This is a genomic window from Massilia sp. UYP11 (assembly GCF_050434805.1).
Lineage (GTDB): Bacteria > Pseudomonadota > Gammaproteobacteria > Burkholderiales > Burkholderiaceae_D > Telluria.
Genome location: NZ_JBNDJE010000001.1, coordinates 152,963 through 172,404, shown reverse-complemented (window position 1 = coordinate 172,404; position 19,442 = coordinate 152,963). Strand labels below are relative to the sequence as shown.

Annotated in this window: 18 protein-coding genes; all 18 read left to right on the top strand. The window is 64.7% G+C overall.

The genetic code is table 11. The features are described from left to right. Positions 1-19 precede the first annotated feature (19 nt). The 18 genes from ABIB38_RS00730 to hisH all read left to right on the top strand — a co-directional run bounded on the left by ABIB38_RS00730 (position 20) and on the right by hisH (position 19,430). Positions 20-4,735 carry a glutamate synthase-related protein gene (locus ABIB38_RS00730; RefSeq protein ID WP_429200885.1) on the top strand — a complete coding sequence of 1,572 codons (4,716 nt, stop codon included), beginning with the start codon at positions 20-22 and terminating at the stop codon, positions 4,733-4,735. A gap of 156 nt (positions 4,736-4,891) precedes the next feature. After that, positions 4,892-6,355, top strand: a complete 1,464-nt coding sequence (locus ABIB38_RS00725; RefSeq protein WP_429200884.1) for a glutamate synthase subunit beta — start codon at positions 4,892-4,894, stop codon at positions 6,353-6,355. Between the two features lie 585 nt (positions 6,356-6,940). Then, positions 6,941-7,744, top strand: a complete 804-nt coding sequence (locus tag ABIB38_RS00720; RefSeq protein ID WP_429200882.1) for an ABC transporter ATP-binding protein — start codon at positions 6,941-6,943, stop codon at positions 7,742-7,744. Continuing rightward, positions 7,741-8,523, top strand: coding sequence for a lipid asymmetry maintenance ABC transporter permease subunit MlaE (mlaE, locus tag ABIB38_RS00715; RefSeq protein ID WP_429200881.1), 783 nt, complete (start codon positions 7,741-7,743; stop codon positions 8,521-8,523). Before ABIB38_RS00720 ends, mlaE begins: the two co-directional genes overlap by 4 nt. A gap of 40 nt (positions 8,524-8,563) precedes the next feature. Beyond that, positions 8,564-9,037: an outer membrane lipid asymmetry maintenance protein MlaD gene (mlaD, locus tag ABIB38_RS00710; protein WP_429200879.1), complete on the top strand. Its 474-nt coding sequence runs from the start codon at positions 8,564-8,566 to the stop codon at positions 9,035-9,037. Further along, on the top strand, positions 9,034-9,759 hold the full coding sequence (locus ABIB38_RS00705; protein WP_429200877.1) for an MlaA family lipoprotein: 726 nt from the start codon (positions 9,034-9,036) through the stop codon (positions 9,757-9,759). Before mlaD ends, ABIB38_RS00705 begins: the two co-directional genes overlap by 4 nt. Positions 9,760-9,813: 54 nt before the next feature. Then, on the top strand, positions 9,814-10,461 hold the full coding sequence (locus tag ABIB38_RS00700; protein WP_429200875.1) for an MlaC/ttg2D family ABC transporter substrate-binding protein: 648 nt from the start codon (positions 9,814-9,816) through the stop codon (positions 10,459-10,461). Positions 10,462-10,470: 9 nt separating this feature from the next. Continuing rightward, positions 10,471-10,746 carry an STAS domain-containing protein gene (locus ABIB38_RS00695; RefSeq protein ID WP_429200873.1) on the top strand — a complete coding sequence of 92 codons (276 nt, stop codon included), beginning with the start codon at positions 10,471-10,473 and terminating at the stop codon, positions 10,744-10,746. Positions 10,747-10,930: 184 nt separating this feature from the next. Next, positions 10,931-11,854 carry an ABC transporter ATP-binding protein gene (locus ABIB38_RS00690; protein WP_429200872.1) on the top strand — a complete coding sequence of 308 codons (924 nt, stop codon included), beginning with the start codon at positions 10,931-10,933 and terminating at the stop codon, positions 11,852-11,854. After that, positions 11,854-12,615, top strand: a complete 762-nt coding sequence (locus ABIB38_RS00685; protein WP_429200870.1) for an ABC transporter permease — start codon at positions 11,854-11,856, stop codon at positions 12,613-12,615. Before ABIB38_RS00690 ends, ABIB38_RS00685 begins: the two co-directional genes overlap by 1 nt. A gap of 26 nt (positions 12,616-12,641) precedes the next feature. After that, positions 12,642-12,878 (top strand): BolA family protein, encoded by a 237-nt coding sequence (locus ABIB38_RS00680; protein WP_429200869.1) that lies wholly within the window; start codon positions 12,642-12,644, stop codon positions 12,876-12,878. Between the two features lie 2 nt (positions 12,879-12,880). Further along, the gene (gene murA / locus ABIB38_RS00675; protein WP_429200867.1) at positions 12,881-14,131 is read left to right on the top strand and encodes a UDP-N-acetylglucosamine 1-carboxyvinyltransferase; all 1,251 of its coding nucleotides are present in this window, start codon (positions 12,881-12,883) and stop codon (positions 14,129-14,131) included. A 10-nt stretch (positions 14,132-14,141) separates the two neighbouring features. After that, complete coding sequence (gene hisG / locus ABIB38_RS00670; protein WP_429200865.1) at positions 14,142-14,831, top strand: ATP phosphoribosyltransferase; 690 nt, start codon at positions 14,142-14,144, stop codon at positions 14,829-14,831. 9 nt (positions 14,832-14,840) lie between these two features. Further along, positions 14,841-16,190, top strand: a complete 1,350-nt coding sequence (gene hisD / locus ABIB38_RS00665) for a histidinol dehydrogenase (RefSeq protein ID WP_429200864.1) — start codon at positions 14,841-14,843, stop codon at positions 16,188-16,190. Beyond that, the gene (locus tag ABIB38_RS00660) at positions 16,187-17,008 is read left to right on the top strand and encodes a DNA-methyltransferase (RefSeq protein WP_429200862.1); all 822 of its coding nucleotides are present in this window, start codon (positions 16,187-16,189) and stop codon (positions 17,006-17,008) included. The genes hisD and ABIB38_RS00660 overlap by 4 nt, the downstream gene beginning before the upstream one ends. Then, the gene (gene hisC / locus ABIB38_RS00655; protein WP_429200860.1) at positions 17,005-18,108 is read left to right on the top strand and encodes a histidinol-phosphate transaminase; all 1,104 of its coding nucleotides are present in this window, start codon (positions 17,005-17,007) and stop codon (positions 18,106-18,108) included. Before ABIB38_RS00660 ends, hisC begins: the two co-directional genes overlap by 4 nt. Positions 18,109-18,195: 87 nt before the next feature. Then, a complete protein-coding gene (gene hisB / locus ABIB38_RS00650) occupies positions 18,196-18,786 on the top strand; it encodes an imidazoleglycerol-phosphate dehydratase HisB (RefSeq protein WP_429200858.1) in 591 nt (196 codons plus the stop codon). A gap of 2 nt (positions 18,787-18,788) precedes the next feature. After that, a complete protein-coding gene (gene hisH, locus ABIB38_RS00645; protein WP_429200856.1) occupies positions 18,789-19,430 on the top strand; it encodes an imidazole glycerol phosphate synthase subunit HisH in 642 nt (213 codons plus the stop codon). Positions 19,431-19,442 lie beyond the last annotated feature (12 nt).

The window sequence follows — 19,442 nt, the reverse complement described above, 5'->3', positions numbered from 1 at the left end:
AAGTAGTGGAGATAGCCTCATGATTGCCCAAGGTTTGTACGACCCCGCCAATGAACACGACGCCTGTGGCGTCGGCTTCATCGCCCACATCAAGGGCAACAAGAGTCACTCGATTATTGAACAGGGTCTGCAGATCCTGAAGAACCTCGATCACCGGGGCGCCGTCGGCGCCGATGCGCTGATGGGTGACGGGGCCGGCATCCTGATCCAGATCCCGGACCAGTACTTCCGCGACGAGATGGCCAAGCAGGGCGTCGAACTGCCGCCGCCCGGCGAATACGGCGTCGGCATGGTGTTCCTGCCGAAAGAGCACGCCTCGCGCATCGCCTGCGAACAGGAAATCGAGCGCGCCGTGCGCATCGAAGGTCAGGTGGTGCTCGGCTGGCGCAACGTGCCGGTCGACGAGACCATGCCGATGTCGCCGTTTGTCCGCGCCAAGGAACCCGTCATCCGCCAGATCTTCATCGGCCGCGGCCCGGACATCATGGTGACCGATGCGCTCGAACGCAAGCTCTACGTCATCCGCAAGTCGTCCGGCCACGCGATCCAGGCCCTGAAACTCCTGCACGGCAAGGAATTCTTCGTGCCGTCGATGTCGGCGCGCACCATCGTCTACAAGGGCCTGCTGCTGGCCGACCAGGTCGGCGTCTATTACAGGGACCTGCAGGACCCGCGCTGCATCTCGGCCCTGGCCCTGGTCCACCAGCGCTTCTCGACCAACACCTTCCCCGAATGGCCGCTGGCCCACCCTTACCGCATGATCGCCCACAACGGCGAGATCAATACCGTCAAGGGTAACTTCAACTGGACCCGCGCGCGCGAAGGCATGCTCAAGTCGGCCGTGCTGGGCGAAGACCTGAACAAGCTGTTCCCGCTGATCTATGAAGGCCAGTCCGACACCGCCTGCTTCGACAATGCGCTCGAGCTGCTGGTGATGGCCGGCTACCCGGTGGCCCAGGCGATGATGATGATGATCCCGGAAGCCTGGGAAAACCACACCGCGATGGACGACAACCGCCGCGCCTTCTATGAATACCACGCGGCGATGATGGAACCATGGGACGGCCCGGCCGCCATGGCCTTCACCGACGGCCGCCACATCGGCGGCACGCTCGACCGCAACGGCCTGCGTCCGGCGCGCTACGTCATCACCGAGGACGACCTGGTCGTGATGGCGTCCGAGTCGGGCGTGCTGCCGATTCCCGAGTCGCGCATCGTCAAGAAGTGGCGCCTCCAGCCGGGCAAGATGTTCCTGATCGACCTCGAGGCCGGCCGCATCATCGACGACAAGGAGCTCAAGGACAGCTTCGCCAACGCCAAGCCGTACAAGGCCTGGATCAGGTCGGTGCGCATCAAGCTCAATGAGATCAAGCTGTCCGAATCGCAGTTGCTGGCCGCGCGGGCCAGGGACGCGCAAGGCGAGAAGCAGCCGCTGACCCTGCTCGACCGCCAGCAAGCCTTCGGCTATACCCAGGAAGATCTGAAATTCCTGATGGCGCCGATGGCCGTGCTGGGCGAGGAAGCCACCGGCTCGATGGGCAACGATTCGCCGCTGGCCGTCACCTCGAACAAGCTCAAGCCGCTGTACAACTACTTCAAGCAGCTGTTCGCCCAGGTGACCAACCCGCCGATCGACCCGATCCGCGAGAGCATGGTCATGTCGCTGGTGTCCTTCATCGGCCCGAAACCGAACATCCTCGACACCAACAACGTCAACCCGCCGATGCGCCTCGAAGTGGCGCAGCCGATCCTCGGCTTCGACGACATGGCGCGCCTGCGCGCCATCGGCCAGCACACCGGCAGCAAGTTCAAGGCCTATGAGCTGAACATCTGCTACCCGGTCGCCTGGGGCAAGGAAGGCATCGAAGCCTCGCTCGCCTCGCTGTGCGCCGAAGCGGTCGACGCCGTCAAGTCCGGCCACAACATCCTGATCGTGTCGGACCGCCGCATGTCGCCCGACCTGGTCGCCATTCCCGCGCTGCTGGCCACTTCCAGCGTGCACCAGCACCTGGTGGCGAAGGGCCTGCGCGCCTCGACCGGCCTGGTGATCGAGACCGGCTCGGCGCGCGAAACCCACCATTTCGCCCTGCTGGCGGGCTACGGCGCCGAAGCCGTCCACCCGTACCTGGCGCTGGAAACCCTGGCCGAACTGGCCCACGGCCTGCCGCACGAAATGTCGGCGGAAACCGCGAGCTACAACTACATCAAGGCGATCGGCAAGGGCCTGCTGAAGGTGATGTCGAAGATGGGCATCTCCACCTACATGTCGTACTGCGGCGCCCAGATCTTCGAGGCGATTGGCCTGAACAAGTCGCTGGTCGACAAGTACTTCAAGGGCACCTCGTCGAACGTGGAAGGCATTGGCCTGTTTGAAGTGGCCGAGGAAGCGCTGCGCCTGCACGCCCTGGCCTTCGGCGACGATCCGGTGCTGGCCAACGCGCTCGACGTCGGCGGCGAGTACGCCTTCCGCGTGCGTGGCGAAGACCACCTGTGGACGCCGGACGCGATCGCCAAGCTGCAGCACTCGACCCGCGCCAACAACTTCTCGACCTACAAGGAATACGCGCAGCTGATCAACGATCAGACGCGCCGCCACCTGACCCTGCGCGGCCTGTTCGAATTCAAGATCGACCGCGACAAGGCGATCCCGATCGAGGAAGTCGAATCGGCGAAAGAGATCGTCAAGCGCTTCGCCACCGGCGCGATGTCGCTCGGCTCGATCAGCACCGAAGCCCACGCCACGCTGGCGATCGCGATGAACCGCATCGGCGGCAAGAGCAATACCGGCGAAGGCGGCGAGGATCCGGCGCGCTACCTGAACGAGTTCAAGGGCATCGCCATCAAGAAGGGCGAGAGCCTGTCCTCGGTCCTGGGCAAGGACCGCGTCATGGTCGACATCCCGCTCGAAGAGGGCGACTCGCTGCGCTCGAAGATCAAGCAGGTGGCCTCGGGCCGCTTCGGCGTCACCGCCGAATACCTGAACGCGGCCGACCAGATCCAGATCAAGATGGCGCAAGGCGCCAAGCCGGGCGAGGGCGGGCAGCTGCCGGGCCATAAGGTCTCGGAATACATCGCTTCGCTGCGCTTCTCGGTGCCGGGCGTCGGCCTGATCTCGCCGCCGCCGCACCATGACATCTATTCGATCGAAGACCTTGCGCAGCTGATCCACGACCTGAAGAACGCCAACCCGCGCGCCTCGATCTCGGTCAAGCTGGTCTCGGAAGTCGGCATCGGCACCGTCGCCGCCGGCGTCTCGAAGGCCAAGGCCGACCACGTCGTGGTCGCGGGCCATGACGGCGGCACCGGCGCCTCGCCGCTGTCCTCGGTCAAGCATGCCGGCACCCCGTGGGAACTCGGCCTGGCCGAGACCCAGCAGACCCTGGTGCTCAACGGCCTGCGCAGCCGCATCCGCGTCCAGGCCGATGGCCAGATGCGCACCGGCCGCGACGTCGTCATCGCCGCCATGCTGGGCGCCGACGAAGTGGGCTTCGCCACCGCGCCGCTGGTGGTCGAGGGCTGCATCATGATGCGCAAGTGCCACCTGAATACCTGCCCGGTGGGCGTGGCCACGCAAGACCCGGTGTTGCGCGCCAAGTTCCAGGGCAAGCCGGAGCATGTCGTGAACTACTTCTTCTTCGTCGCCGAGGAAGCGCGCCAGATCATGGCCCAGCTGGGCATCCGCACCTACGACGAGTTGATCGGCCGCGCCGACCTGCTGGACAAATCGAAGGCGATCGGCCACTGGAAGGCGCAGGGCCTGGATTTCTCGAACATCTTCTACCAGCCGCAGGTCGAGTCCCGCAGCGCGCTGTACCACACGAGCGAGCAGGACCACGGCCTGGACAAGGCGCTGGACCACAAGCTGATCGCGCAAGCCAGGGCCGCGCTGGAAAAGGGCGAGCGCGTCTCGTTCATCTCGCCGGTCAGGAACCTGAACCGCACCGTCGGCGCCATGCTGTCGGGCGAAGTCGCCAAGCGCTACGGCCATGCCGGCCTGCCGGACGACACCATCCACATCCAGCTGCAGGGCACGGCGGGCCAGTCGGCGGCTGCCTTCCTGGCAGGCGGCATCACGATCGACCTGGTCGGCGAAGGCAACGACTACGTTGGCAAGGGCCTGTCGGGCGGCCGCATCATCGTGCGTCCGAACACCGAATTCCGCGGCTGGGCGGTGGACAACATCATCGTCGGCAATACCGTGATGTATGGCGCGATCTCGGGCGAGGCCTTCTTCAACGGCGTGGCCGGCGAGCGCTTCGCGGTGCGTAACTCGGGCGCCGTCGCGGTGGTCGAGGGCTGCGGCGACCACGGTTGCGAATACATGACCGGCGGCACCGTCGTCGTGCTGGGCGAGACCGGGCGCAACTTCGCGGCCGGCATGTCGGGCGGCGTGGCCTTCGTCTACGATCCGAAAGGCGAGTTCGCGGGCCGCTGCAATACCACGATGGTCAACCTGGAACCGGTGCTGTCGGCGAAGGAGCAGTGCGACCCGGCAGCCTGGCACAGCCAGACCCGGGGCGGCGAGCGCGAATGCGACGAAGTCATCCTGCGTCGCCTGATCGAGCGTCACTTCAAGTACACCGGCAGCACGCGCGCGCGCAACCTGCTGGATGACTGGGCCAACAGCCGCGGCAAGTTCGTCAAGGTGTTCCCGACCGACTACAAGCGCGCCCTCGAGGAGATGCACAACTCGAGCATGGAAGAAGCGAACGACAAGATCGAACTGGCCGCCTGACGGCGACATCAACCAACGTCGTCCCCGCGAAGGCGGGGACCCAAGTTTCGTAGCGTGCCGCCAGCGCAAGATGACTGGCCTGGCACGCAGACTTGGGTTCCCGCCTGCGCGGGAACGACGAGCCAAGGCCGCGGGCCAGATGAAAAGGAAAACATTGTGGGCAAAATCACCGGTTTCATGGAATTCGCACGGCAGGAAGAGGAATACCTCGATCCTCCCGTCCGTCTCAAGAACTACAAGGAATTCGTCGTCACCCTGACCGACGGCCAGGCCAAGGTGCAGGGCGCGCGCTGCATGGATTGCGGCATCCCGTTCTGCAATACGGGCTGCCCGGTCAACAACATGATCCCGGACTGGAATGACCTGGTCTACCATGGCAACTACCGCCAGGCGCTGGACAATCTGCACTCGACCAATAACTTCCCCGAGTTCACCGGCCGCATCTGCCCGGCGCCCTGCGAATCGGCCTGTACCCTGGGCATCAACGATGACCCGGTCGGCATCAAGTCGATCGAGCGCAAGATCATCGACACCGGCTGGGAACACGGCTGGGTGGTGCCGCAGCCGGCCAGCAGCAAGACCGGCAAGACGGTCGCCATCGTCGGCTCCGGCCCCGCCGGCCTGGCCGCGGCCCAGCAACTGGCGCGCGCCGGCCACGACGTGACGGTGTTCGAGAAGAGCGACCGCATCGGCGGCCTGCTGCGCTACGGGATCCCCGACTTCAAGATGGAGAAGGACCTGATCGACCGCCGCGTGGAGCAGATGCAGGCCGAAGGCGTGACCTTCCGCACCAGCGTCCTGATCGGCAAGGACTTCCCGGCCACGGTCAGCAACATGGCGCGCGACACGATCTTCCCGGAAGACCTGGAAAAGGACTTCGACGCCGTGATCCTGGCCGGCGGCGCCGAGCAGCCGCGCGACCTGCCGGTCCCCGGCCGCCAGTTAAAGGGCGTGCACTTCGCGATGGACTTCCTGCCGCAGCAGAACCGGGTCAACGCCGGCGACAAGCTGAAGGACCAGATCAAGGCCACGGGCAAGCACGTGGTGGTCATCGGCGGCGGCGACACCGGCTCGGACTGCGTCGGCACCTCAAACCGCCACGGCGCGCTGTCCGTGACCCAGTTCGAGCTGATGCCGCAGCCGCCGGAACTTGAAAACAAGCCATTGGTATGGCCTTACTGGCCAACTCGCCTGCGCACCTCGTCCTCGCACGAGGAAGGCTGCGCGCGCGACTGGGCGGTGGCGACCAAGCGCCTGGAAGGCAAGGGCGGCAAGGTCGAGAAGCTGATCGCCTGCCGTGTCGAATGGAAGGACGGCAAGATGATGGAAGTGCCGGACAGCGAATTCGAGCTCAAGGCCGACCTGGTGTTCCTGGCGATGGGCTTCGTCTCGCCGGTGCAGCAGGTGCTGGACGCCTTCGGCGTGCAGAAGGACCCGCGCGGCAATGCGCGCGCCGGCACCGAAGGCGAGGGCGCCTACCAGACCTCGAACCCGAAGCTGTTCGCAGCCGGCGACATGCGCCGCGGCCAGTCGCTGGTGGTGTGGGCGATCCGCGAAGGCCGCCAGTGCGCGCGCGCCGTCGACGAGTTCCTGATGGGTGTCTCGAACCTTCCGCGCTAAGCGCAGCAACCCGAGGGCGGCCGCGCAAGGCGGCCGCCTCCGCCTTCGCTCCCGCCTCATCTCTGCCTCGTCGAAGGCGGCAAGCCCATCACCAGCGTCGGCCGCAGCTGCCAGTTCGCAGCGCTCGGGCAAGAACACCGTCGATCCGCGTCCAGGCGCTGCCGGGCCTCGCGCTCTGCATGCGCCCGACCGCCCGGTTGACCAGGCGCTGGTCCGGGGTTGTATCTTACGTTGACAAAATAGCGACAGAGTATTGCATATTCTGTGACTTGCTATTTCATTACGCCACCCCCAGATTATGGTGCGGCGCAAAAAACCAGGCTCATCGAAATAGTAATCAGGAGGAGCTTAAACCCGCTCCTTCGGGCGTTTTTTGAATGCAGCTTATTGATAAAATTCAATAATAACAATATTGCTTAACATACATATATCAACAAAAACAATGGCTTATGCGTCGGATTAGCTGACTCATTAGTTATTAGTGTTGTAATAGTACGTCGCCGCCGAGGGGTAAAATCGGGTCCCTCAAGCAGGCAAATAGCTTTCTGCACTACAATACCGGATTACCCAAACATTAATTATGCTGTGTCGAACCTAGTCGAAATCCGCGATCTGCATTTTGCTTACGGTGAGCGTTCCATCCTGTCGAATCTCCGTATGGACTTCCCACGCGGCAAGCTTGTCGCCGTCATGGGCGGGTCGGGTTGCGGCAAGACCACGGTGCTGCGCCTGATCGGCGGCCAGATCCGCCCCCAGCGCGGCGAAGTGCGCATCGGCGGCGAGGTGGTGCACCAGCTCGATACCGAGGGCCTGTACCGGCTGCGCCGCCGCATGGGCATGCTGTTCCAGTTCGGCGCGCTGTTTACCGACCTGTCGGTGTTCGACAATGTCGCCTTCCCGCTGCGCGAGCACACCGACCTGCCCGAAGAACTCATCCGCGACCTGGTCCTGATGAAGCTCAACGCCGTCGGCCTGCGCAATGCGCACCGCCTCAAGCCGGCCGAGATCTCGGGCGGCATGGCGCGCCGCGTGGCCGTGGCGCGCGCGGTGGCGCTGGATCCTGAACTGATCATGTACGACGAGCCCTTCGCCGGCCTCGATCCGATCTCGATGGGCGTGACCGCCAACCTGATCCGTAACCTGAACGACGCGCTGGGCTCGACCTCGATCCTCGTCTCGCACGACGTGCACGAGTGCTTCGCGATCGCCGACTACGTGTACTTCATGTCTGCCGGCAAGATCGTGGCCGAGGGCACGCCGGACGACCTGCGCGTCTCGGAAGACCCCTACGTGAAACAATTCGTCAATGCCGCCCCGGACGGTCCGGTGCCGTTCCACTATCCCGGCACGTCGCTGGCCGACGACCTGGGCCTGGGAGCGCGCACATGATCACCCGCTTCCTTGGCCTGGTCGGCTGCACCGTGCGCGAAGGCTTCGCCGGCCTCGGTTTCGCCGTGCGCTCGTTCTTCAACCTGCTGGGTGTGTCGCCGGGCGCCTTCCGCCGCCCCGGCTTGATCTCCGAGCAGATCCATTTCATCGGCAACTATTCACTGGTGATCATCGCCGTGTCCGGCCTGTTCGTCGGCATGGTGCTGGGCCTGCAGGGCTACTACACGCTGAACCAGTATGGCGCCGAGCAGATGCTGGGCCAGGTGGTGGCGCTGGCGCTGGTGCGCGAACTGGGCCCGGTCGTGACCGCGCTGCTGTTCGCCGGCCGCGCCGGCACCTCGCTGACCGCCCAGATCGGCCTCATGAAAGCCGGCGAACAGCTGTCGGCCATGGAAATGATGGCCATCAATCCGGTGCAGCGCGTGCTGGCGCCGCGCTTCTGGGCCGGCGTGATCGCGATGCCGGTGCTGGCCACCGTGTTCTCGGCGGTGGGCGTGCTGGGCGGCTACATCGTCGGCGTGAAACTGATCGGCGTCGACGAAGGGTCGTTCTGGTCGCAGATGCAGGCTGGCGTCGATGTGCGAGCTGACGTACTGAACGGCGTCATCAAAAGCTTTATATTTGGCATCGCAGTGACCTTTACCGCCCTGTTCCAGGGCTACCAGGCCCAGCCGACGCCAGAAGACGTATCGCGCGCGACCACGCGCACCGTCGTGATTGCATCGCTGCTGGTCTGGGGGCTGAACTTCGTCATGACGGCCCTGATGTTCAATAAATAAGTTTAACAACGGTTAAAACGGTTACTGTAGGGTATTCAAAATGCATCGCAAAACTATCGACGTCTGGGTCGGCCTGTTCGTTCTGCTGGGATTGGCCGCGCTGGTGTTCCTGGCCTTTCAAGCAGGAAATATGAGGACTTTGTCGTTCGGGCAGACGTATTCGATCACAAGCCGTTTCGACAATATCGGCGGACTGAAGCCGCAGGCGCCGGTCAAGAGCGCCGGCGTGGTGGTGGGTCGCGTCGGTGAGATCACCTTCGACGACGAGAGCTTCCAGGCATCGGTACGTCTTGATATGGAGAGCGAATATAAATTCCCGAAAGATAGCTCGCTCAAGATTTTGACCGCTGGTTTGTTGGGTGAACAATACATCGGTATCGAAGCCGGTGGCGATGAACAGAATCTGGCGGAAGGCGATCGCATCATTCGCACCCAGTCGGCGACGGTCCTGGAAGACTTAATTAATCAATTTATCTACAGCAAGGCTGCTGAAGGAAAGGAAGGTAGTGAATGAACCACGCCGTCACGCTCTCGCACTTGCGCCTTGGCGCTGCCGCCGCCGCCATCCTGGTCCTGACAGGTTGTGCAACGACTGCCTCCAACCCGCAGGATCCGCTGGAAGGCTATAACCGCGCCATGTTCAGCTTTAACGACGCGGTCGACCGCGCCGTCCTGAAACCGGTGGCCACCGGCTACAAGAACGTCGTGCCGGGCTTTGCCCAGACTGGCGTTGGCAATTTCTTCGGCAACCTGTCGGATGCCTGGAGCTCGGTCAACAACTTGCTGCAGGGCAAGCCCGAGCAGGCCGGCACCGATTTCGGCCGCTTCGCGCTGAACTCGTCCTTCGGCATCTTCGGCCTGCTCGACATCGCTTCCGAAGCGGGCATGCAGAGAAGCGACGAAGACTTCGGCCAGACCCTGGGCAAATGGGGCATGCCAAGCGGCCCCTACTTGATTTTGCCACTGCTGGGCCCATCTACGGTACGTGATACCGCGGCCTTGCCCGCCGACGTGGGTGGCGATATCTGGAAATACAAGCAGCCCGACAACTGGCGCAATATCGGCGCGGCCGTGCGCGTGGTCGATACCCGCGCCAGCCTGCTCGATGCGTCCGGCCTGCTCGAAGACGCCGCCCTGGACCGCTACGAGTTCCTGCGCGACGGCTACCTGCAGCGCCGCCAGAGCCAGGTCTATGACGGCGACGTGCCGCGCCAGGCCACCGACCCCGAGCAGTAACAACAAGATCAACCGTGCGCGCGGCCTCCGCCGCCGCCAACCGAAAGGAAACCGATGAAGCCATTCATGCACCTGGTCGCCGCCGCCGCCACCGTGGCGTTCTCCACCGTCCTGGTCGCCGCTCCGGTGGCCGCCGCCGAGGCGCCGGACGCGCTGGTCAAGCGCATCAGCAATGAAGTGATCGACAGCGTCAAGGCCGACAAGGACATCCAGTCCGGCAACCGCAACAAGATCATGGGCCTGGTCAACGAAAAAATCCTGCCGTATGTCGATGCTGAGAAAATGACCCAGCAAGCGGCCGGCCGCCACTGGCGCAGCGCGACCCCGGAACAGAAGCAGAAGCTGACCAAGGAGTTCCGCGACCTGCTGGTGTACACCTATGCCGGCGCGCTGTCGACCATCAAGAACGAGACCGTCGAGTTCAAGCCGATGCGCGGTTCGCCGACCGACACCGATGTCGAAGTGCGTTCGCAGGTGAACGTCGCCCGCGGTGAACCGATCACCCTGAACTACCGCCTGAGCAACGAAAAAGGCAGCTGGAAGATCTATGACGTGAACGTGCTGGGCGCGTGGCTGGTCCAGACCTATACCAGCACCTTCAACAGCGAGATCAGCAAGAACGGCATCGATGGCCTGATCAAGCGCCTGGCCGAGCGCAATGCGCAACTGGCCTCGAGGCCGCTGGCCGCGCCGGCGAAGTGATTCATCAACATGGCTGAATCCAACCCGATGCTGTCGATCGACGCCCTGACCTTCCTGACCGCCCACCAGGCGCTGGAGCAGGGCGCGGCGGCGATTCGCGCCGGCGAGACCGTGTTCGATCTCGGCGGCGTGCAGGCGGCCGATTCGTCCGGCGTGGCCCTGCTGCTGGCCTGGCAGCGCCGCGCGCTGGATGCCGGCCACCGGCTCACCTTCATGAACGTGCCGGACAACGTGCAGAAGCTGGCGGCCCTGTACGGGGTCGACACGCTGCTGCCGCAAGCCTGACGACATCGGCGGCCATTGGCCGCCGATGGTTTTTTGCGCGCACCGCATTTCCCCATTCGGCGCAAATCCCCCTCTGGCCGCTTGACGTGGCGATTTCCCCTATAATGGACCGTTTCACCGCACGGTTCCCACGGTGCGCTTCGGGTTCCATCCCATTTTGCGCGCGCCGCGCCATCCAACAAGCATGACAGCAATCCAGATTGACAGCGTCGAGAAGAGCTACAAGGGCTTCAAGGCCCTGAAGGGCGTCTCCTTGGACATCGAGGAAGGCGAGTTCTTTGGCCTCTTGGGCCCGAACGGCGCCGGCAAGACCACCCTGATTTCCACCATCGCGGGCCTGATCCGGCCCGATGCCGGCCGCGTGCGCATCCACGGCCACGACGTGGTGGGCGACTTTCGCGAAGCGCGGAAGCGCCTGGGCGTGGTGCCGCAGGAGCTGGTGTTCGATCCCTTCTTCACGGTGCGCGAAACCTTGCGCCTGCAGTCGGGCTACTTCGGCATTCGCAACAACGACGCCTGGATCGACGAGGTGATGCACAACCTCGATCTGACCGACAAGGCCGACGTCAACATGCGCGCGCTGTCGGGCGGCATGAAGCGGCGCGTGCTGGTGGCCCAGGCCCTGGTGCACCGGCCGCCCGTGATCGTGCTCGACGAGCCGACCGCCGGCGTCGACGTCGAGCTGCGCCAGACCCTGTGGAAGTTCATCGCGCGCCTGAACCGCGAAGGCGGCCACACCGTGGTGCTGACCACCCACTACCTCGAGGAAGCGCAAGCCATGTGCCAGCGCGTGGCCATGCTCCGGCGCGGCAACGTGGTGGCGCTGGACACCATGAGCGCGCTGCTGCGCCGCGTGTCGGGCTCGCAGCTGGTGGTGCACCTAAAGTCGGGCGACCTGCCCGAGGCGCTGCGTCATCTCGTCTCGCATGACGAGCACACGAACGGCAACGGCGGCGGCAACAAGTACACGCTGCGCGTGAACGATTATTCGGAGGTCGAGCCGATCCTGGCGCGCCTGCGCGAGAACGGCGCCGTCATCGACGAGATGCAGCTGGAGCAGGCGGACCTCGAGGACATCTTCATCCAGATCATGGAGGAAGGTAAATAATGTTCTCGATCGGTTTCCGTACCCTGTTCTACAAGGAGTCGCTGCGCTTCTGGAAGGTCGCGACCCAGACCGTGGCCGCGCCGGTGGTCACCGCCATGCTCTATCTGCTGATCTTCGGCCATGTGCTCGACGGCCGGGTCGAGATGCTCGACGGCGTCGCCTACACCTCGTTCCTGATCCCGGGCCTGGTGATGATGAGCGTGCTGCAGAACGCCTTCGCCAACTCGTCCTCGTCGCTGATCCAGTCCAAGATCAGCGGCAACCTGGTCTTCATCCTGCTGCCGCCGCTGTCGCACGCCGAGATCCTGTCGGCCTACGTGCTGGCCTCGATGCTGCGCGGGATCGTGGTCGGCGCCGGCGTGTTCGTCATCACCGCCTGGTTCGCCCATCTGGAGTTCGTGGCGCCGGTGTGGATCGTGGTGTTCGCCCTGCTGGGCGCGGCCATTCTCGGCACCATGGGCACGATCGCCGGCATCTGGGCCGAGAAGTTCGACCAGCTGGCGGCTTTCCAGAACTTCCTGATCATGCCGGCGACCTTCCTGGCCGGTGTGTTCTATTCCGTTCAAAAACTGCCGCCTTTCTGGCTCGCCGTCTCGCATTTCAACCCGTTCTTTTATATGATTGACGGGTTCCGCTATGGGTTCTTCGGCCAGTCCGACGTTTCGCCATGGACCAGCCTGGCCGTCGTGACCGTGTTCTTCGTGGTGCTGACGGGCGTGGCGATCAATCTGCTCAAGCGCGGCTACAATCTGCGCCATTAATCGTACAAAGTTTAACTGGAGTTATCGTGGCGACCACACCCGAACTGATCCACGGCTATATCAGCGCCGGCCTCGAATGCACCCACCTCGACGTGAAGGGCGATGGCCATCACTTCGAGGCCGTGATCGTGTCGAATGCCTTCGCCGGCAAGCGTCCCATCCAGCGTCACCAGATCGTGTATGCCGTGCTGGGCGACCGCATGCGCGAGGAAATCCACGCGCTGTCGATGAAAACCCTGACCCCTGAAGAATTCGGAGGATAAGCATGGACAAGCTCCAGATCGTCGGCGGCAAGCGCCTGGCTGGTGAGATTCCGGTATCCGGCGCCAAGAACGCGGCGCTGCCCATCCTGTGCGCAGGCCTCTTGACCGCCGGCGACCTGCAGCTGTCGAACGTGCCGCGCCTGCATGACGTGCGCACGATGCTCAAGCTCCTGGAAAAGACCGGTCTCAAGGTGACCCAAAATGACGAGAAAGTCACCCTGAACGGCAGCGCGATCGACACCCTCGAAGCGCCGTACGAGCTGGTCAAGACCATGCGCGCCTCGATCCTGGTGCTGGGGCCCCTGCTGGCGCGCTTCGGCGAAGCCAAGGTCTCGCTGCCGGGCGGCTGCGCGATCGGCTCGCGTCCGGTCGACCAGCACATCAAGGGCCTGCGCGCGATGGGCGCCGAGATCACGATCGAGGGCGGCTACATCCATGCCAAAGCCAGGAAATTGAAGGGCGCGCGCATCCTCACCGACATGATCACCGTGACCGGCACCGAGAACCTGCTGATGGCCGCCACCCTGGCCGAAGGCGAAACGGTGCTCGAGAACGCAGCGCGCGAACCGGAAGTGACCGACCTGGCCAGGCTGCTGGTGGCCATGGGCGCGAAGATCGAGGGCATCGGCACCGACCGCCTGGTGATCCAGGGCGTCGATGAACTGCACGGCGCATCGCACGCGGTGATCTCGGACCGCATCGAGGCCGCGACTTTCCTGTGCGCGGTGGCGGCCACCGGCGGCGACATCGTGCTCACCAATACCCGCACCGACATCTTCGACGTCGCGCTCGACAAGCTGCGCGAGATCGGCCTGCAGCTGACCGTGGATGGCGACACCATCCGCGCGAAGATGGACGGCCGTGCCCGTCCGGTGTCGTTCCGCACCACCGAGTATCCGGGCTTTCCGACCGATATGCAGGCCCAGTTCATGGCCGTGAACACGATCGCTGACGGTCCGTCGACGGTCACCGAGACGATCTTCGAGAACCGTTTCATGCACGTGCAGGAGATGAACCGCCTGGGCGCCCAGATCTCGACCGAGGGCAATACCGCCTTCATCAAGGGCGTCCCACGCCTGGTCGGCGCGCCGGTGATGGCGACCGACCTGCGCGCCTCGGCCTCGCTGGTGATCGCCGGCATGGCGGCCGAGGGCACGACCCTGGTCGACCGCATCTACCACCTCGACCGCGGCTACGACCGGATGGAAGTGAAACTGTCGGCGGTCGGCGCCGATATCGTACGTATTAAATAAGCTCAAGCAAATGACATTCAATGGCGTACATGGGGAACCCCAGCTGATCCTGGCGCTCTCCAAGGGCCGCATCTTCGAAGACACCCTGCCGCTGCTGTCGGCGGCCGGGATCGAGGTGCTGGAAAACCCCGAGACTTCGCGCAAGCTGATCCTCTCGACCAACGACCCCGGCGTGCGGGTGCTGATCGTGCGCGCTTCCGACGTGCCGACCTACGTCCAGCATGGCGCGGCCGATTTCGGCGTGGCCGGCAAGGACGTGCTGCTCGAGCATGGCGGCGAGGGGCTGTACCAGCCGATCGACCTGCGCATCGCCCAGTGCCGCATGTCGGTCGCGGTCAACGCCGGCTTCGACTACGACAGCGCCGTGCGCCAGGGCGCGCGCCTGCGGGTGGCGACCAAGTTCGTCAACACCGCGCGCGAGCACTTCGCCAGCAAGGGCGTGCACGTCGACCTGATCAAGCTGTACGGCTCGATGGAGCTGGCCCCGCTGGTCGGCCTGTCGGACGCCATCGTCGACGTGGTCTCGACCGGCGGCACGCTGCGCGCCAACAACCTGGTCGAAGTCGAAAAGATCATGGACATTTCCTCGCGCCTGGTGGTGAACCAGGCCGCGCTCAAGCTCAAGCGCGAGCGCCTGCAACCGATTCTCGAGGCGTTCGAACGCGCCGGGCGTCGCAACGTCTCCCAACGACAAGGCTGAAGAACAATCATGGCAGTACAGATCCGCAAGCTCGACTCCACCGCGCCCGACTTCAAGACCACCCTCGACGCCCTGCTGGCGTTCGAAGCGGAAACCGATGACGCCATCGAAACCGCGGTCGCGCATATCCTGCGCGACGTGAAGGCGCGCGGCGATGCGGCTGTGCTGGAGTACACCAACAAGTTCGACCGCATCCCGAACGGCGGCGCGCAGTCGATGGCCGAATTCGACGTTGGCCAGGCCGAGCTGGAGCAGGCGCTGGCCGCGCTGCCGGAAGCGCAGCGCGCGGCCTTGCAAGTCGCCGCCGATCGCGTGCGCGCGTTCCACGAGCGCCAGAAGGACGCCTCGACCGGCTTCACCTTCACCGAGCCCGATGGCACGCTGCTGGGCCAGCGCGTGACCCCGCTCGACCGCGTCGGCATCTATGTCCCGGGCGGCAAGGCGGCGTATCCGTCGTCGGTGCTGATGAACGCGATCCCGGCCCACGTCGCCGGCGTCAAGGAAATCATCATGGTCGTGCCGACCCCGGACGGCGTGAAGAACCAGATGGTCCTGGCGGCCGCCGCGATCGCCGGCGTGACCCGCGTGATCACGATCGGCGGCGCGCAGGCCGTCGGCGCGCTGGCCTACGGCACCGAAACGATCCAGCCGGTCGACAAGATCGTCGGCCCCGGCAACGCCTATGTCGCCGCCGCCAAGCGCCGCGTGTTCGGCGTGGTCGGCATCGACATGATCGCCGGCCCGTCCGAGATCCTGGTGCTGTGCGACGGCACCACCGATCCTGACTGGGTGGCGATGGACCTGTTCTCGCAGGCCGAGCACGACGAACTGGCCCAGGCCATCCTGCTGTGCCCCGACGCCGACTACATCGCCAAGGTGGAGCAGAGCATCCACAAATTGCTGCCAACGATGCCGCGCAAGGACACGATCAGCACTTCGATGACCGACCGCGGCGCGCTGATCCTCGTGCGCGACATGGATGAAGCCTGCGAGATCGCCAGCTCGATCGCCGCCGAGCACCTGGAAATCTCGGCGCTCGAGCCGATGCAGTGGGCCGACAAGATCCGCCACGCGGGCGCGATGTTCCTCGGCCGCTTCTCGTCCGAGTCGCTCGGCGACTACTGCTGCGGCCCGAACCACGTGCTGCCGACCTCGCGCACGGCGCGCTTCTCGTCGCCGCTGGGCGTGTACGACTTCCAGAAGCGGTCGTCGATCATCCAGGTCAGCGAAGCGGGCGCCCAGACGCTGGGCAAGGTCGCCGCCACCCTCGCCTATGGCGAGGGCCTGCAGGCGCACGCGCGCAGTGCCGAGCTTCGCCTGAACCCCACGCAGTTGCAAAACCTGCCGCAGGCATCATGACGTCCTGGGTCAACCAGGTATTCTGCGAGGATGCGCTGGCCGGCCTGCCGCGCATCCCGGACGGGTCCATCGACCTGATCCTGACCGACCCGCCCTACAACCTGGGCAAGGACTATGGCAACACGTCGGACCAGCAAAGCGTGGAGGCGTATCTCGCCTGGACCGAGCAGTGGATCGACGCCGCCATCCCCAAGCTCAAGCCCAACGGCAGCCTGTACATCTTCCTCACCTGGCGCTTCGCGCCCGAGATCTTCGTGATGCTGAAAAAACGCATGACGATGATGAACGAGATCATCTGGGACCGCCGCGTGCCGTCGATGGGCGGCAGCGTGCGCAGCTTCTCGTCGGTGCACGACACCATCGGCTTCTTCGCGAAGCGCAAGGACTATTATTTCGACCTGGACGCGGTGCGCATCCCGTATGACGCCGAGACCAAGAAGGCGCGCTCGCGCTCGATCTTCGTGGGCGCCAAGTGGCTGGAAGTCGGCTACAACCCGAAGGACGTGTGGAGCGTGTCGCGCCTGCACCGCGAGCATCCGGAGCGCGCCGACCATCCTACTCAGAAGCCGCTCGAGATCATCGAGCGCATGGTCAAGGCCTCGTGCCCGCCGGGCGGCGTCGTGCTCGACCCCTTCATGGGCAGCGGCACCACGGCCATCGCCGCCAAGCGCCTGGGCCGCCAGTACACCGGCTTCGAGCTCAATCCCGACTACTGCGCCATTATCCAGGAGCGCCTGGCCGCGCCCGAAGTGCCGGTCGCGGGAGCAAAAAAACGCAAGGCCGCCAAGGCCGCCACCACCACGGAAGAAACATCATGACCGACATTACTAGACTGATCGAGAACACCATCCGCGCCGACGTGCGCGCCGTGGGCAGCTACCACGTGCCGGACTCGATCGGCTACGTCAAGCTCGACTCGATGGAAAACCCGTACCAGCTGCCCGAGCCGCTACGCGCCGAACTGGGCGCGCGCCTGGCCGAAGCGGCCCTGAACCGCTATCCGGTGCCGTCCTATCGCAGCCTCAAGGACCGCATCTGCAGCAAGCTGGGCGTGCCGGCCGGCTATGACGTTCTGCTCGGCAATGGCTCGGACGAGCTGATCACGATCCTGGCGACCGCGGTCGCGCGCCAGGAACGCGAGGCCGGCAGCCGCCGCGCCGTCGTGATGGCCCCGGTCCCGGCCTTCGTCATGTTCTCGCGTTCGGCCCAGTTCGCGGGCGCCGACTTCGTCGGCGTGCCGATCAAGCCCGACTTCTCGCTCGACCTGCCGGCCATGCTGGCGGCCATTGCCGAGCACAGGCCGTCGCTGGTGTTCCTGGCCTATCCGAACAACCCGACCGGCAACCTGTACGATGCCGACGCCATGGTCGCGATCATCGAGGCCCTGGGCGAGCACGGCATCGTGGTGGTCGACGAGGCGTATCAACCGTTCGCCAGGGTCAGCTTCATGGAGCGGCTGCCGCAGCACCCGAACCTGGTCGTGATGCGGACCCTGTCCAAGCTGGGCCTGGCCGGCATCCGCCTCGGCTACATGGCGGCAAGCGCGCCGCTGCTGCTTGAATTCGAGAAGGTGCGTCCGCCGTACAATGTCAACGTCCTGACCCAGGTGGCGGCCGAATTCGCGCTGGACCACCTGGACGTGCTGGATCGCCAGGCGGGCCTGATCAACGAAGAACGCACCCGCCTGGCCGCCGCGTTGGCGGCCTTGCCGGGCGTGGAAGTGTTCCCGTCGGCCGCCAATTTCATCTCGCTGCGCGTGCCCGATGCCGAGCGCGCCTGCGCGATTCTCCATGGCGAGAGGGTATTGATCAAAAATTTGAGTAAAATGCATACATTGCTGGCCAACTGCATCCGCGTCACGGTCAGCACCCCCGAAGAGAACGATCAGTTCCTGGCAGCCCTGAAGACGTCGCTGTAACCCAGCGCCCCTGACGGACACCATTTAATCCAGCCGGTTTCTCCCCAGCGAAAGACCGGCCGACGACCGCCCTTAGCGCCCTTAGCAATGATCCGCACCGCCGACATCACGCGCAATACCAACGAAACGCAGATCCGCGTCTCGATCAACCTCGACGGCACCGGCCGCCAGAAGCTCAATACCGGCGTCCCCTTCCTCGACCATATGCTCGACCAGATCGCGCGCCACGGCATGTTCGACCTCGAGGTCGAGGCCGTGGGCGACCTGCATATCGACGCCCACCACACGGTGGAAGACGTCGGCATCACGCTGGGCATGGCCGTGGCCAAGGCGATCGGCGACAAGAAGGGCATCGTCCGCTACGGCCATTCGTACGTGCCGCTGGACGAAGCGCTGTCGCGCGTGGTGATCGATTTCTCGGGCCGTCCCGGCCTGGAGCTGCATGTGCCGTTCACCCGCGCCATGATCGGCGCCTTCGACGTCGACCTGACGGGCGAATTCTTCCGCGGCTTCGTGAACCATGCGGCCGTCACCCTGCACATCGACAACTTGCGCGGCGTGAACGCCCACCACCAGTGCGAGACCGTGTTCAAGGCCTTCGGTCGTGCGCTGCGCATGGCCACCGAGCTGGACCCACGTGCGGCCGGCATCATCCCGTCGACCAAGGGCAGCCTGTAATCATGGCCAACAAGATCGTCGTCGTCGATGGACTCGGTAACCTGCGCTCGGTGGCGCAGGCGCTGCGCGCCGCCGCGCCCGAGGCCGACGTCCTCATTTCCAGCTCGGCCGCGGACATCGACCGCGCCGACCGCGTCGTGCTGCCGGGCCAGGGCGCCATGCGCGACTGCATGCGCAGCCTGCGCGAGTCCGGCCTCGAGGAAGCATTGCTGCGCGCCGCCAGGACCCGTCCGATCATGGGCGTGTGCGTGGGCGAGCAGATGCTGTTCGAGGAGAGCGAAGAGAACGAAGGCACTCCCGGCCTGGGCCTGCTGCCGGGCAAGGTGGTGCGCTTCCAGCTCGACGGAAAATTGCAGCCTGATGGCTCGCGCTTCAAGGTCCCGCAGATGGGCTGGAACCGGGTGCGCCAGGCGCGCGCCCACCCGCTGTGGGAAGGCGTGGAGGACGGCAGCTATTTCTACTTCGTGCATAGTTACTATGCGGCGCCGGAGAACCGTGACGACGTGATCGGCGAGACCGACTACGGCGGCCCGTTCTGCTGCGCCGTCGGCCGCGATAACATCGTCGCCACCCAGTTCCACCCCGAAAAGAGCGCCGCCGCCGGCCTGCGCCTGTACCGCAATTTCATTCACTGGAATCCGTGATTCCGAACTCAG